The 14638-nt window shown below is 33.5% G+C and carries 12 protein-coding genes and 1 pseudogene; 9 read left to right on the forward strand and 4 right to left on the reverse strand.

Going from position 1 to position 14638, the window contains the following annotated elements; all coding sequences use genetic code 11:
• Window positions 1-594: 594 nt before the first annotated feature.
• The 9 genes from BLV84_RS11085 (at window position 595) to BLV84_RS11125 (ending at window position 11692) form a co-directional block, all read left to right on the forward strand.
• A complete protein-coding gene (locus BLV84_RS11085; protein ID WP_262501512.1) occupies window positions 595-2259 on the forward strand; it encodes a polysaccharide biosynthesis protein in 1665 nt (554 codons plus the stop codon).
• Window positions 2260-2381: 122 nt separating this feature from the next.
• On the forward strand, window positions 2382-3686 hold the full coding sequence (locus BLV84_RS11090; RefSeq protein WP_159429426.1) for an OmpA family protein: 1305 nt from the start codon (window positions 2382-2384) through the stop codon (window positions 3684-3686).
• Window positions 3687-5382: 1696 nt separating this feature from the next.
• Complete coding sequence (locus tag BLV84_RS11095) at window positions 5383-6276, forward strand: ABC transporter permease (protein ID WP_093245322.1); 894 nt, start codon at window positions 5383-5385, stop codon at window positions 6274-6276.
• Window positions 6277-6351: 75 nt separating this feature from the next.
• On the forward strand, window positions 6352-6705 hold the full coding sequence (locus BLV84_RS11100) for a four helix bundle protein (RefSeq protein WP_093245326.1): 354 nt from the start codon (window positions 6352-6354) through the stop codon (window positions 6703-6705).
• A 216-nt stretch (window positions 6706-6921) separates the two neighbouring features.
• Window positions 6922-8175: an ABC transporter ATP-binding protein gene (locus tag BLV84_RS11105; protein WP_093245329.1), complete on the forward strand. Its 1254-nt coding sequence runs from the start codon at window positions 6922-6924 to the stop codon at window positions 8173-8175.
• Between the two features lies 1 nt (window position 8176).
• Window positions 8177-8830: a sulfotransferase gene (locus BLV84_RS11110; RefSeq protein WP_093245332.1), complete on the forward strand. Its 654-nt coding sequence runs from the start codon at window positions 8177-8179 to the stop codon at window positions 8828-8830.
• An 11-nt stretch (window positions 8831-8841) separates the two neighbouring features.
• Window positions 8842-9906, forward strand: coding sequence for a DegT/DnrJ/EryC1/StrS family aminotransferase (locus BLV84_RS11115; protein ID WP_093245335.1), 1065 nt, complete (start codon window positions 8842-8844; stop codon window positions 9904-9906).
• Entirely contained in the window at window positions 9900-10520 is a 621-nt protein-coding gene (locus BLV84_RS11120; protein WP_093245338.1) for a NeuD/PglB/VioB family sugar acetyltransferase, read from the forward strand. The genes BLV84_RS11115 and BLV84_RS11120 overlap by 7 nt, the downstream gene beginning before the upstream one ends.
• Window positions 10520-11692 carry a TDP-N-acetylfucosamine:lipid II N-acetylfucosaminyltransferase family protein gene (locus tag BLV84_RS11125; protein WP_093245342.1) on the forward strand — a complete coding sequence of 391 codons (1173 nt, stop codon included), beginning with the start codon at window positions 10520-10522 and terminating at the stop codon, window positions 11690-11692. The genes BLV84_RS11120 and BLV84_RS11125 overlap by 1 nt, the downstream gene beginning before the upstream one ends.
• 281 nt (window positions 11693-11973) lie before the next feature.
• On the opposite strand, the gene BLV84_RS11130 is transcribed toward BLV84_RS11125, so the two are convergent.
• From BLV84_RS11130 to BLV84_RS11140, 4 genes and pseudogenes are all read right to left on the reverse strand, one after another.
• Window positions 11974-12291 (reverse strand): type II toxin-antitoxin system RelE/ParE family toxin, encoded by a 318-nt coding sequence (locus BLV84_RS11130; RefSeq protein ID WP_093245345.1) that lies wholly within the window; start codon window positions 12289-12291, stop codon window positions 11974-11976.
• Window positions 12282-12524 carry a hypothetical protein gene (locus BLV84_RS11135; RefSeq protein ID WP_093245348.1) on the reverse strand — a complete coding sequence of 81 codons (243 nt, stop codon included), beginning with the start codon at window positions 12522-12524 and terminating at the stop codon, window positions 12282-12284. The genes BLV84_RS11130 and BLV84_RS11135 overlap by 10 nt, the downstream gene beginning before the upstream one ends.
• 516 nt (window positions 12525-13040) lie before the next feature.
• Window positions 13041-13193, reverse strand: coding sequence for a hypothetical protein (locus tag BLV84_RS12560; protein WP_200796275.1), 153 nt, complete (start codon window positions 13191-13193; stop codon window positions 13041-13043).
• Window positions 13177-13763: pseudogene (locus BLV84_RS11140) on the reverse strand (zeta toxin family protein). Before BLV84_RS11140 ends, BLV84_RS12560 begins: the two are co-directional and overlap by 17 nt.
• Window positions 13764-14638 lie beyond the last annotated feature (875 nt).

Raw genomic sequence — 14638 nt, forward strand, 5'->3', positions numbered from 1 at the left:
AGCACTTGTTTTAAGTTATGAGATTCTGATCTGCGATCCCGAAACTTCAGGTCGGGGCAGAATGACGGATGTTTTGCGAAGCACAAAAACCGAATCACGGTAAACTGACAATCGAAAACCGACTACACGGATAGTCAAATAAACAAATACATGGAAAACTATAAACGATCAACTAACAACTGACAACAGAAAACCGACTACCGACTACCGACTACCGACTACCGACTACCGACTACCGACTACCGACTACCGACTACCGACTACCGACTACCCAAAACTGATTCGTCAAAAAATTGATTGTTTATTAAAAATAACTTAATTTCGCATATAACTAATCCTAACATCTATCCTGTGATCGAACTTCTTAAAAGCAGATTAAGACGTCAAACACCGCGTTGGTTAATTTTTATAATTGACCTTCATGTTGTTTTAATGACTTTTTTACCTGCTTACTTTTTGATTTTTAAGCTGCACTGGGAACCTTTTTCAACCAGTTTTATCAAGTTGATTTGTGCAACCCTCATTGTGTACGCTATTTTATTCGTAATCTTCAAAACTTACAGAGGGATTATTCGTCATACAGGCTTTAATGATATGCTTAGAGTTTTGTGGGTAGGACTTACAGCGCTTATATTGCTATCTATATATGTTTCACTTTTAGACTTTAATTCGTCTAAAATGATATACTCGATATTAGTGGTTCATTTTTTAATCAACAGTATGAGCCTGATTTTTTTAAGATTTGCTTACAAGTCAATTTATTTTCAATACATACAGGCAAAGTCAAGCCAAAAAAAAGTAATGATCTACGGTGCGGGCGAGTCAGGAATTATAACGTACAATGCCTTGTCAAATGAAAGAGGTCTAGCTAAAAACATCGTTGGGTTTATTGATGATAACCCAAAAGTACAGAAAAATAAAATCAACGGAAAGTCAGTTTATTCTCCAAGCATCATTGATTTAGAGTTTATTGAAAAGAATCATATAAAAGAAATTATTTTTTCAATTCAGAATATATCTTCTAAAAATTTAAATAATTTAGTTTCAAACTTTGAAAACTTCCCCGTTAATCTAAAAATAGTTCCTCCGCTCAGAAATTGGATAGATGGCGATTTAAAAGCACAACAAATTAAAGATATTCGTATTGAAGATTTATTAAGTCGAGATCCTATTCAATTAAAAAAAGAAAGCGTCTCTAAACAGTTAGAAGATCAGGTTGTCTTAGTCACAGGTGGAGCAGGGTCTATTGGTAGTGAGATAGTTAGCCAGATACTGAATTATCCATGCAAAAAGATTGTATTAGTTGACCAAGCCGAAACCCCAGTTTATGATATTCAGCAAACATGCTTAGCAAGGCGCAATGAGGATTTACCGGAAATCATATTTGTTGTAGCTGATGTAAGAGATCAAAAAAGAATGGAATCGCTATTTAAGAAACATAAGCCTGACGTGGTTTACCATGCAGCTGCCTACAAACATGTTCCTTTAATGGAGAGTAACCCTTATGAGGCATCAAGTACCAATATTTTAGGAACAATTAATATTATAGACTGCGCAATTGCTTTTAAAACTAAAAAATTTGTGATGGTCTCTACAGACAAAGCTGTTAATCCTACAAATGTGATGGGAGCTACTAAAAGGATAGCAGAATTATATGTGTCGAAAGTTTCAAAAAAACAAAATCAAACAAAATTTATAACAACGAGATTCGGAAATGTTCTAGGCAGTAATGGCTCTGTGATTCCTTTATTTAAAAAACAAATAATGAATGGAGGCCCTTTAACAGTCACGCATAAAGATGTTACACGCTATTTTATGACTATACCTGAAGCTTGTCAGCTTGTATTGGAAGCTGGAGCAATGGGTGAAGGAGGGGAGATTTATGTATTTGATATGGGAGAAAGCGTCAAAATTTATGACCTTGCCAAAAGAATGATTCAGCTCAGCGGATTGCAATATCCTAATGATATTGACATTAAGATCGTTGGTTTACGTCCTGGAGAAAAAGTTTATGAAGAATTATTGGCTGATGGTGAAAATACAATAGCAACACATCACGAAAAAATATTAATAGCAAAAGCAAGGGATAATAATATCAAAAACTTTGAAACCATTTTAGACAAACTAATTCAATTTGAAATTGAAGCAGATGAGGAAAGTATGAATATGGAGTTAGTTGACATCATAAAGAAATTAGCACCAGAATATATTTCTCAAAACTCAATTTACCAAAGTTTAGACCCAAAAAGAGCTGGATAAATTAATCTAAATTAAGTAATCCTTAACATTAACCCTTAAGAATCAATTAAATGTTAATTGGAATTTAGGTTTTGTGTGTAATTAATATATATATTTGTAAAATAATCAAAATGAAGATAATTATGAAAAAAGTTACATTTTTAGGCTTGGCGATGCTGCTAGGAGTTTCAATCGCACAAGCACAGACACCAATGTCTGAATCTGTTCAAGAAAAAAGCATGGACTATAACAAATGGTCTATCAATGCCAATGTTGGTTTATTAACAGCCTCTGGTCCATACATAAGTGGTCATTCAGACTACTTATCTGATCTTACCTATGGATTAGGTGTGCGTTACATGTTTAATGATAAAGTTGGTTTAATGGTAGATGGTGCTTTCGCAAAAGTTGAAAGCGACGAACATTCTGCTTTTGACTTTAGCACAAAATATTCACGCGTTGGTTTACAAGGTGTCGTTAATTTAGGCTCAGTTCTAAATTTCAATACTTTCACAAATCGTTTAGGTTTATTAGCTCATGCTGGTGCTGGAGCAACTTTTTTATCTTATGATGACGGCGCTTTAGCTGACAATGAGAAAGCAGTTCACTTAATACTTGGTTTTACACCACAGTTTAGAGTTAGCGATCGTGTTTCTCTATTTCTTGATGTTGCTATGCAAGGTAACTTAAAGCAAGATATAACTATGGATGGAATGCAATACACAAGAGGTTCTTCAACTCATGGATTTGACGGAATGGTAACAACGCTTTCTGCAGGTATCTCTGTTTACTTAGGTGGTAATCAATATCACGCTGATTGGGCGGCTGCTGGTAAAGCTAATGAATTAGACAACCGTGTCACAAATACAGAAAACAAATTAGACGAAATTGAAGATAAAATGGCTGATGATGACCGTGATGGCATCCCTAACTATTTAGACGAAGAGCCAAACACTATTAATGGTGTTGCTGTAGATGCTAAAGGTAGAGCAGTTGATACTGATGGTAACGGTATTCCTGATGAGATTGATAAATCTTTACAAAAGAAATATATCACTAAATCAGAATTTGAAAACAACTACCAAGGTGGTGATGTCAATAGTGTAAAAGCTATGGCTAATTCAGGATTAATTAGTGTATTCTTCAAATTTGATAGTACTCAACCAGAAGATCATTCTTATGCAGCAATCAATAAAATTGTATTGTACATGAAATCTAATGAAGGATCAACAGCTAAATTAACTGGCTATGCTGATCAAATTGGTAACAAAAACTACAATATGCAACTTTCTAAAAAAAGAGCTAAATACGTTTATGATGTATTAGTTGCTTCAGGAATTAGCGAAGATCGTTTGTCTTACGAAGGTGGAGGAATGGATTCTTCAGTAAATAAAGATTCTTCAAATGCTAGAAAATTAGTTAGAAGAGTTGTTTTTGAAATTAAGTAATTTACTTACATATTTTTAAATAAAGACACCTTTCGGAAACGGAAGGTGTTTTTTTTATCGTAGTTGTTAGTGTTTTATAGATTTTAGATAATAGAAGAAAGATATGAGAGATGAAAAATTCAAAATTTAGAATTCAAAATTTAAAATTGTTAAACCGATTCCACCATGACACGAATAAACGAAAAAGCAGACCTTAGACAATAGATGCAAGATGTAGGAAACAAGAAATCGAACTTGAAATTGAAAAGTAACTGTCAGTTCGAGTATTTTTTTGTAGTGATAACGGAGAAAACAATGTATCGAGAACAGAATTAGTTTTGAGTCAAATGATTATGGGTCGTGAGTCAAAGAGTAACTAGTAATTAGTAGGGAGAAGGTAATAGGTAGTAAGTGAGAGGTAGGTTTTAAGTCAACGAGTTTTTGAGTTAATGAGTTTTTGGGTCATTCAAAATTTATAATTCAGAATTTTAAATTTAAAGATTCGGCCTATTTTTTATGTTTTTTTGAAAACTAGAAAGCGCTGAGAAAGGCAGAGGGAGCAATCTGCGAGTGAAACGGTTCGCGTTGCGGGGCAAAGCATCTTTAGCTAGTTTTTAGAAACAGGAAAATAAGCCTAGTCCCGACCCTTCGGGGTGCTTCTTTTCGGCAATGGAAAAGAAGAGAGAATATCAATAGAAGTTCCTTTCATTTTGCCTTGACGCAAAACGAAACAAAAAGTCAAGAATAAGAAAAGGAAATTTTCACTTCACTATCGTTTTGTGAAACCGCTGCTCAAACTGCGCTACATGCTATTTTTTGCAAAAAATCAAAAAGCACTTCCGCTTGTTTGACAGGCTATTTCTGATATTATTCCATTATACAAATAATCGAATACACGAAAAACGAATCACGAATCACGAAACACGAAACACGAAACACGATTCACTAATCACGAAAAACAGATAAAAGAATTAGTCTTGGGTTTAATAGTAACTAGTAATTAGTAATGAGTAACTAAGAACGGAAAACTGACAACAGACAACCGACTACACGAATAGTCGAATAAACGATTACACGAAAAAACGAAAAACTATAAACAATAAACTGAAAACGGTAAACTGAAAACAGATAACCGAAAACTGACAACCGGAAACTGAAAACAGAATTAATCATGGGTCAAATAGTCTTGGGTCGTGAGTCTTGTGAGTCGAATAACGGATTCACAATTCACCAATCACTGAGAACAGGATAACCGAAAACTCATAAATTGTATCCCTTTCATTTTTTCCAATGATGAAAAAACGAAACAAAAAAATCTTAAATAATAATAGGAAATTTTTACTCCGCTAAAGCTCCATAAAACCGCTGCTCAAACTGCGCTACATGCTATTTTTTGCAAAAAATCAAAAAGCACTTCCACTTGTTTGACAGACTATTTCTTATATTATTCCATTATACTAATAATCGAATACACGAAAAACGAATCACGAATCACGAAAAACAGACAACCGACAACAGAAAACTGACAACCGAATCACAATTCACGAATCACGAAAAAACAGACAACCGACTACACGAATACTCGAATAAACGATTACACGAAAAACTAAAAACGATCAACTAAAAACGGTAAACTGAAAACAGATAACCGAGAAACCGACAACAAACAAACCTTGCTGTCTCATAAAAAAATCTTAATTTCGCTGATCAATCTAACATGAAAAAAGTGACGCATAGCAAAACCCAGCAATCATCGCTAGAGGATAAAGAATGGCTCTACGAAATCAATTCTGAAAAAGGTCTTTTAGATTTTAATTTTAAAGAAATTTGGCGTTATCGTGACTTGCTCATGCTTTTCGTTAAGCGTGATATCGTGACCGTTTATAAACAAACAATACTCGGACCACTTTGGTACTTGATTCAACCGTTGTTTACATCGGTTATTTTTACCTTAATTTTTAATAATGTCGCCAACGTCAGTACAGGTGTGGTGCCTAGCTTTTTATTTAACCTCGCTGGTATTACCGCCTGGAACTATTTTAAAGAATGCCTTAACGGCACATCTGGCACATTTACAAAAAACCAAAACATCTTCGGTAAAGTTTATTTTCCGCGAGTCATTATGCCAATGTCAATCACGGTTTCCAACCTCTTGAAGTTTTTTATACAACTCAGTATTTTCGTCGGATTCTATATTTATTATGTCGCTCAAGGCGCAAACGTATCACCAAATGCAAGTCTGATTCTTTTCCCGGTTTATATCTTAATGATGGCACTTTCAGGCTTAGGACTCGGGATGGTCATTTCAGCATTTACCACCAAGTACCGCGACTTAACAAAGCTACTCACTTTTGCAGTTCAGTTGCTCATGTATCTCTCAGCAGTACCTTTTCCTATGCAAAAAGTACGTGACGATTTACCAGAATATTACTGGGCTTTTAAATACAACCCAATTGCACAAATTATTGAAGGATTTAGATATATGACACTCGATACAGGACTCTTTTCATGGCTTGGCTTTGCCTATGCCTTAAGCTTTTCTGTACTCGTTTTCCTTGTCGGACTCGTTATTTTTAACAGAACCGAGAAGAATTTTATTGATACTGTTTAGTGGTGAGTGGTGACTAGTGAATGGTGAGTAGTCGAGTCACGAATCACAAATCACTGATAAACAAATTTGTTGGATATGGATCATAAAGATTTAGATGTTTGGAAAGAGTCTATGAAGTTAACATCACTGGCTTATAATTTGGCAAACGAAATGCCAGATAGTGAACGTTATGTTTTAAAATCTCAGTTTTTGAGATCAGCTATTTCAGTTCCATCTAATATTTCAGAAGGCGCAGGGAGAGAATCGGATAAAGAGCTTTTAAGGTTTTTAAGTATAAGTTTAGGTTCTTTAGCTGAATTAGAAACTCAATATTTGATTGCTATTGATCAAAAATACATTCAGAAATCTATTACATTTGAAAAACAAATTACGAATACTAGAAAGTTAATATTTGGTTTTAGAAATTACATAAGAAGAAAAAATGACTAGTGGTGGATAGTGAATGGTGAGTAGTGACTGGTGAATAGTGAGTAGTCGAGTCACGAATCACAAATCACAGACAACGAATCACGAATCACGAGTTATGGTGAGTGGTGAATAGTAAAAACATGAATCACAAATCACGAATTATAGTGAGTAGTCGAATCACGAAATCACAGACAACGGAATCACAGACAACAAATCACGAAAAAACAAATCACTGACATGAACACCATCCTAACCGCCAGAAACATCTCAAAACAATACCGCCTTGGTTTGGTGGGTACTGGTACATTGAGTCATGATCTTAACAGGTTTTTGCACCGCATACGCGGGAAAGAAGATCCGTATTTGAAAATTGGTGCTGAAAACGACAGAGCTTCAAAAGCGAAAGAAGATTATGTATGGGCGCTGCGCGACATTAATTTTGATGTGAAAGAAGGCGAAGTTTTAGGCATTATTGGCAAAAATGGCGCTGGGAAATCAACCTTATTAAAAATATTATCACGGGTAACCATGCCCACCACAGGCAGCATCAAAACCAAAGGCCGTATTGCCTCTTTACTGGAAGTTGGTACAGGCTTTCACCCAGAGCTGACTGGCCGTGAAAATATTTATCTGAACGGTGCAATTTTGGGCATGACCAAATCAGAAATACAAGAAAAAGAAGAAGAAATTATCGATTTCTCTGGCTGTGCCATGTATATTGACACGCCAGTAAAGCGCTACTCATCAGGGATGCGCGTGCGACTCGCCTTTGCGGTGGCGGCACACCTTGAGCCAGATATTTTGGTGGTTGATGAAGTTTTGGCCGTTGGCGATGCCGAGTTTCAGAAAAAAGCCATTGGCAAAATGAAAGACATTTCAGGCACAGGCGGACGTACGGTTTTGTTTGTGAGCCACAATATGGCAGCAGTAAAGAGTTTATGCACCAGAGGCGTTGTACTCGAAAACGGAACTTCCGTTTTTGAAGGTTCAGCTGAAGAAAGTGTGGATTATTATTTGAAAATGGGAAATAAAAAAGGAGCAGAATATTTACGTTATTTTACTCCTGATGAATGTGAAAGTTTTAATTTTAGATTATATTCTTTTGGAGTAAAAGCCGCAAATAAAGAATTTGGTAGTACTATATTACGAAGTGATAAAATTGAATTTCACATTGAATTTGATAATTATTATCAAGAAAAACTCTTATTTGGTCTTAGGTTTAAAGATGAAAAAGGAGAGATTATTTTTGTAACTACTGATAGTGAATTTATTAGTTTTAAAAAAACTAAAACTAAATTAAAGTTAGAGATACCAAACTTCTTTTTTAATCAAGGAGTTTTCTTTGTTGATATTCAGGCAAATGATGGTAGAAATCTACTCATGCGATTTAGTGATGTGTTAAACTTTTCAGTAGTGCAAGAAACTGTGAAAGAAGGTTATTGGCAAGGTAAAACTCCAGGTCCTCTAAAACCAAATTTTAAATGGATTTAATATGATTTTTAAAAGAAAGGTTCAAAAATCTAAAGTTTTCTGTGTAGGTTTAAATAAAACAGGAACTACTTCTTTAGAAAAAGAAATGATGGATTTTGGGTACTCTGTTGGAAATCAGATGGATGGGACTAGACTGACAAATGATTGGAAAAAAAGAGAGTTTTCACGAATAATAAAATTAGCAAAGACTGCTGATTTTTTTCAAGATGCTCCTTTTAGCTATCCTTTCACTTATGTCATAATGGATCACTTTTTTCCTAAATCTAAATTTATACTTACAATACGAGACAACTCTGAACAGTGGACAGATTCATTAACGAAATTTCATTCAAAATTATGGGGAGATGGTAAAAACCCTCTATCTAAAGAGGAGTTATTGAATGCTCCAGGTATTTATCCAGGTTTTAGATACGATGTTATTAAGTCTTTATTTGATGTAACCGATGATGACTTATACAACAAAAGAGTTTTAAGAAATTATTATAATCAGCACAACAATAATGTTAAAGAATACTTTCGTCACAGGCCAAATGATTTATTAATTCTTAATATTTCTAAACCAACTGCATATATTGAATTATGTGATTTCTTAAATGAAAAACCAAGAAAAACTACTTTCAGTTGGGAGAACAAAACAGCTGATATAAAGAAATAATTTTATCAATTATGATCAACGTCACTAAAACATTTTTTCCGCCCATCGAAGAATACCAAGCACAAATACAGCGTATTTGGAAAAATGAATGGTTGACGAATAATGGTGAGCTTTATAAAGAGCTGTCTCAAAACTTAGTTGATTATTTAGGCGTTAATAAAATTATCCCGATGACAAATGGCACGCTGCCGATGCAAATCGCTTTAAAGGCTTTTGCAGAAGGAGGCGAAGTCATCACAACGCCATTCAGTTATGTGGCAACCACTTCCAGTATTGTTTGGGAAAAATGCACCCCGGTTTTTGTAGATATCCATCCCGAATATCTAAGTATAGACGAAAGCAAAATAGAAGCTGCAATAACGGACAAAACAACTGCTATTTTAGCAACTCATGTTTTTGGAAATCCTTGTCATATAGAAGAAATCGAGCGTATCGCTCATCAATATAACTTAAAGGTGATTTATGATGCAGCGCATTGTTTTGCTGTAAAATACCAAGGACAATCTATTTTTAATTATGGCGATGTGAGTACTTGTAGTTTTCATGCCACCAAGCTTTTCCATACAGGCGAAGGCGGAGCTGCTTTTGTACAAGATGAGAAAACTTATCATGAGATTTTTTACAGACACAACTTTGGTCATAATGGCCCTTTAGAATATCATGGTTTGGGCATCAATGCAAAAATGAGCGAATTGCAAGCCGCGATGGGCTTAAGCGTTTTACCTTATATGGATAAGATTATCCAGGAGCGAAAAAAAGTTTGTGATTATTACGATGCATATCTTGATTTTTCAAAACTATCTAAACTCAAGATACGCCCAGGAACTGATTGGAATTACAGCTATTATCCTGTTGTTTTCAAAACAGAAGAAGATTTATTAAAAGCGGAAGCTAAACTAAAACAACACAATATTTATCCACGACGTTATTTTTATCCAAGCTTAGAAAGCTTACCTTATATCAATACAAACACATGTGACGTTGCAGCAAGTATTTCGCAACGGGTTTTGTGTTTGCCTTTATATGTTGGATTAGACACATTAGACTTAGAACTTATAATAAAATCAATATGTTAATTGTTGGAGCTAAAGGTTTTGCAAAAGAGGTTTTACAAAGTTTAAACTCATCAGAGCTTGAACAGCTAGCTTTTTATGATGATGTAACTAAAAATGCTCCTGAGTTATTATATGGTAAATATCCAATATTAAAAACAAAGACTGAGGCACAAGATTTCTTTACATCAAGTTCAAATAAATTTACACTTGGTATAGGAAATAGTAAAATAAGGTATAAGCTTTACAAACAGTTTAAAGACTTAGGAGGAGTTTTACAAAGTACGGTAAGTTCTGAGACTAATATCGGAAAATACAGTACAATAAAAGAAGGTTGTAATATTTTGTCTGGTGTTCATATTTCTAATGATGTTTTAATAGGAAAGGGTTCATTGATTTATTACAATGTGATCATCACTCATGATGTTAAAATAGGAGATTTTGTAGAGTTATCACCAGCTTGTAAACTATTAGGTCGTGTAAATATAGGTGATTATGTACAGATAGGAAGCGGAGCTATCATTTTACCAAATTTAAGTATAGGAGTAGGGGCAGTAGTCGGAGCAGGTGCAGTTGTTACAAAAGATGTTCCTTCAAATTCAGTAGTCGTAGGGAATCCAGCTAAAAGAATTAAATAATGAAAATACTACATATCTGTAATGATGAAAAATTTATCAATGCAGCCAATAATACTTTTGAAAAGATATATCCACAGGATAATTTATTTTTAATTCTACATCCAAACGATAAAAAGTTAACACACGTTAAACTTAAAGAAAATACTAAAACATTTTTACCTGAAACAATAGAAGATTTTTCTGAAACCATAAGTAAAGCCGATGTAGTTTTTTTTCATAGTTATATTCCTATAATGAAAGTAGTATTTCGTTATATCTCTAGAACTTCAAAATTAATATGGTTTTGTTTTGGTATGGAGGTTTATAATGATCCGAAACTATATTCAAGAAAAAAGTTGTTAGATAAAAGAACTCTATCACTCTTTCCACCACAGAAAAGACCTTTTAAAAAAGAACTTAAAGATTCTTTAAGACCTTATGTAAGAAATTTTAAAAGAGACTTGCCTTTAAGCAGGATAGAAAAGAAACTTCTGAATCTCAGGAAAATGGATTATATCGCTGCCGTTTATCAAGAAGAATTTGATTTCGTTAAATCAAGGCTTAAATCTGATGCAGAGTGGTTGAGATTTTGCTATTTTTCATTAGAATATATGGTTGACTTAAATGATCAAGTAATTAATAATAAGAAACAGCATTATTTTATTGGAAATTCAGGTCATATCTCTAATAATCATATTGATGTTTTTGCAAGTATCAATTCATTGGCTAATATCAAAAGTTCAGTAATTGTTCCTTTAGGTTATGGTAACAAGCAATATATTGATATGGTAACAAAAGAGGGTTTTGAAACATTTGATGAAAATTTTAAACCGATACTGAGTTTTCTTCCTTTAAAAAAATACAATGAGTATTTACAAACTACTAAAATTGCTATATTTAATGCACGTCGTCAGCAAGGTGTAGGAACAATTATTCCTGTGATTTGGCATGGTGCAAAAGTTTTTTTGAGCAAGCGCAATACATTTTATCATTATTTAAAGCGCATTGGTATTCTTGTTTATTGTTATGAGACCGAATTGAATAAAGAAAACTTGAAGGATGGTTTAAGCATTGCTGAAATTGAACATAATAGGGAAATACTTTACCAAGAACTTAATGAAAAACATTTATTAAAAGAATTAAAAGAACAGTTAGATTTCATATTGGAAAATCAACAAATTCATCCCGAATAACTCGGGACTAACGAAAAAAAATAGACATCAGACACTAGAAGTTGGACAGCCGAAAACGAATCACCATTCACCAATCACAGATAACTGAGAACCGAAAACTGAGAACCGAAAACTGAGAACCGAATCACGACTCACTAGTCACTAATCACTAATCACTAATCACGAAAAATCGAATCAACGAATAACCGATTATACAATTCATGAGATTCTGATCCCGGTCCCGAAACTTCGGGACGGGGCAGAATGACAGATGTCAGAGAACAGAAAACTGAGAACTGACTTTATTCTGTTCTTTTTATTTTAGCTGGATATTGTCGGGTATCAAAAACATCATTTATCTCAATTTTACTCTCAACAATATTAATCCAGTAGATTATTTTATAGTTTTTGTAAACTAAAAATCTAAATTCTTGTTTTCGATCTTTGAGTAATTCCTCGATTTGTCCAATTTCGGGTTGTTGCTCAAGCTTTAGTGCCTCATTATAAATTCCGTCTGTCAGCTTCTTGGCGACCCGATAACTTACTTTTTTATCGTAGTAATCAAATATTTTTTTAAGTTCCCTTTCGGAGAATTCAGTCCAATAAACTTCTAACCCCATTTTTCCATTTTGGCTTTTAAGTCACTTGCTTTGGTTAGTCTTCCATTTTTAGAGTCTTCCATTGATTTATCAATACGTTCGTTAAACTCTTTAATAGTCATAGACTCAAATTCTTCTTTTTCAGAAGTTTTGTTTTCTATCCGTAAAATTTTTTCAAGACGGTTTATCACATCTTCACTTTCAACTTTTAGAAATTTTTGAATAAATTCTATTTTTCTAGTTTGAATATCCATTTTTTACGATTTTTATCAAATATACGAATTAAACATTTTGATATTTTCTTAGTATCAGAATTTTTCAGCTTTTTGCCATCTGAAAGCGAGACTTTAGATAACCGATAACAGAATTATTCTTGAATCTAATAACCATGAGTCAATGAGTGACAAGTAGTGAGAGACTAGAGGTGAGTTTTTGAGTCGTGAGTCTAATAGTCTTGGGTCAAAAAGTAACTAGTGATGAGTAACCAGTGACGAGGAGAAAGTAATCGACTACACGAAAAACAGAATTAGTCATGGGTCAAAGGGGCGAGGGTTGAAGAGAGGTGAGAGCATCCTAATTCAAAATTTTGAATTTTAAATTCTAAATTAAAAAAGCCTAAAGCTATTTGACTAGTCATCATTACACGAATAAACGATTTCACGGATAACCGATAACTGAGAACCGAATCACGATTCACAGATCACTAATCACGAAAAATCGAATCACGGCAAACTGATAACCGAATCATTAGTCATCTTTTGGAGTTATTTTTATTCTGGCTTTATTTTCACAATTTTATTATCTTTCATAATGACTAACTCACTATTTTTTTCTTTTTTAAATTCGATAAGCTTTTCGTAAACTTTTTCAAGTCCAGTAACAATCTTATCTTTCAATTCAATTTGTTTATCTTTTTTTGTCATAATATTCTTTTAAATGTGAAAATTTATTCTTGTTAAGAATATCAAGTTCTTCTGTAATTATTTTTTGAGCTATTAATTCGTGTTTTCCGTAAGAATTATCGAATATCAGAACATTATCAATTATAGGTAAATAAATATCGAATAAATTATATATTCCCTTTAAATATCTTCTTTCAATGACATCTTCTGGTATATGATGCCCACCTTCTTTTACTCTTATTTTTACACGTTCTTTTGCTAATTCAATATTATCTAACCAAAAAAACAATAAAGTAACCGTATATCCTTGTTCTTTTGCTTTTGATATTTTGTTTTTATAACTTCTCGTTGATAATGTAGTTTCAAAAGCAAAGCTTTCATTTTCTTTTAAAAGCTCATTAATTCGATTAATCATTATTCTACCAGACTCAAATGAGACCGTTTCAGGCTGAAAAGGTGAAAGACCTTTGGCGATTTCTCAGCATTAACAAACTCCTTACATTCAATAATTTCAGGTAAAATGGTATAGGAGGCGGTTGTTTTTCCTGCTCCGTTACATCCTGCTATAATGTAAAGATTTTTATCTTCCATCTTACAAACTTAATCTTTAAAAACTAAAATTTAATGAGAAAGCTATAATAATTTTATGTGATATAAAAGCCTAATCAGTAATTAGAGGTGAGAGTTGAGGAATTCAAAATTAAAAAAGCCTAAAGCTTAAAGCCTGCTGCCTAAAATCTGATATCTTTATAAATCGTGAGATTCTGAATAAATATCTCCTATCGTGGATATTTTCCAGAATGACAAACCATGATTCACTGTCATGCTGAACAAATGCAGCCATAGGCGAAGTGCGATTCAGTATCTCATTTCCATATCTGTCATTCTGAAGACACGAGTACGGGAGTGTCATTCAGAATCTCATCAATTGAAGTTCCTTTCATTTTGCCTTGACGCAAAACGAAACAAAAAGTCAAGACTAATTTCAGGAAATTTTTGCTTCGTTGCTCAACGCAAAACCCCTGATGTCTTTTTTGCTTCATACTTATCACTATCGTGATGAACTTCCGCGAAAGCCCCAGGTATTTCTTTAAATTAGTCAGTTACTTTCATAATTCATCTCCGTTGAGCTATTATATATTTCTTGTAAGGATAAGAGTCATTCAAAATTCATAATTGAAGAGAACGGCCTACTTTTCATGTTTATTCAAAAACAATAAATCCCGAAGTTTCCTTTAGGTTTGCAATACATAAATTTACTTATCTTAAAAAGGATGATAATGATAATGAAAATTTCTTTTTTTACTTCTTTTTTTCTTTGTTGATAAGTCTAGATTTGTTGATAAACAAAAAAAGAACGGGGTGAACTTTCGAAGTCTCTAGGCTAATGGCCTTAGTCCCGTATTAGTCCCCGTTCTTTATTAACCCGGTTGCAAGGACCAAATAGAATTTTAGCAATTTACCTA

Origin of the sequence: Psychroflexus halocasei (genome assembly GCF_900107595.1) — a bacterium.
In the GTDB taxonomy this organism is placed as follows: domain Bacteria; phylum Bacteroidota; class Bacteroidia; order Flavobacteriales; family Flavobacteriaceae; genus Psychroflexus; species Psychroflexus halocasei.

Bases quoted from the DNA above. Each gene is read 5' to 3' on its own strand.
- BLV84_RS11085 (WP_262501512.1), top strand. From the start codon at position 595: ATGCTTAGAGTTTTGTGGGTAGGACTTACAGCGCTTATATTGCTATCT.
- BLV84_RS11090 (WP_159429426.1), top strand. From the start codon at position 2,382: ATGAAAAAAGTTACATTTTTAGGCTTGGCGATGCTGCTAGGAGTTTCA.
- BLV84_RS11095 (WP_093245322.1), top strand. From the start codon at position 5,383: ATGAAAAAAGTGACGCATAGCAAAACCCAGCAATCATCGCTAGAGGAT.
- BLV84_RS11100 (WP_093245326.1), top strand. From the start codon at position 6,352: ATGGATCATAAAGATTTAGATGTTTGGAAAGAGTCTATGAAGTTAACA.
- BLV84_RS11105 (WP_093245329.1), top strand. From the start codon at position 6,922: ATGAACACCATCCTAACCGCCAGAAACATCTCAAAACAATACCGCCTT.
- BLV84_RS11110 (WP_093245332.1), top strand. From the start codon at position 8,177: ATGATTTTTAAAAGAAAGGTTCAAAAATCTAAAGTTTTCTGTGTAGGT.
- BLV84_RS11115 (WP_093245335.1), top strand. From the start codon at position 8,842: ATGATCAACGTCACTAAAACATTTTTTCCGCCCATCGAAGAATACCAA.
- BLV84_RS11120 (WP_093245338.1), top strand. From the start codon at position 9,900: ATGTTAATTGTTGGAGCTAAAGGTTTTGCAAAAGAGGTTTTACAAAGT.
- BLV84_RS11125 (WP_093245342.1), top strand. From the start codon at position 10,520: ATGAAAATACTACATATCTGTAATGATGAAAAATTTATCAATGCAGCC.
- BLV84_RS11130 (WP_093245345.1), bottom strand. From the start codon at position 12,291: ATGGGGTTAGAAGTTTATTGGACTGAATTCTCCGAAAGGGAACTTAAA.
- BLV84_RS11135 (WP_093245348.1), bottom strand. From the start codon at position 12,524: ATGGATATTCAAACTAGAAAAATAGAATTTATTCAAAAATTTCTAAAA.
- BLV84_RS12560 (WP_200796275.1), bottom strand. From the start codon at position 13,193: ATGACAAAAAAAGATAAACAAATTGAATTGAAAGATAAGATTGTTACT.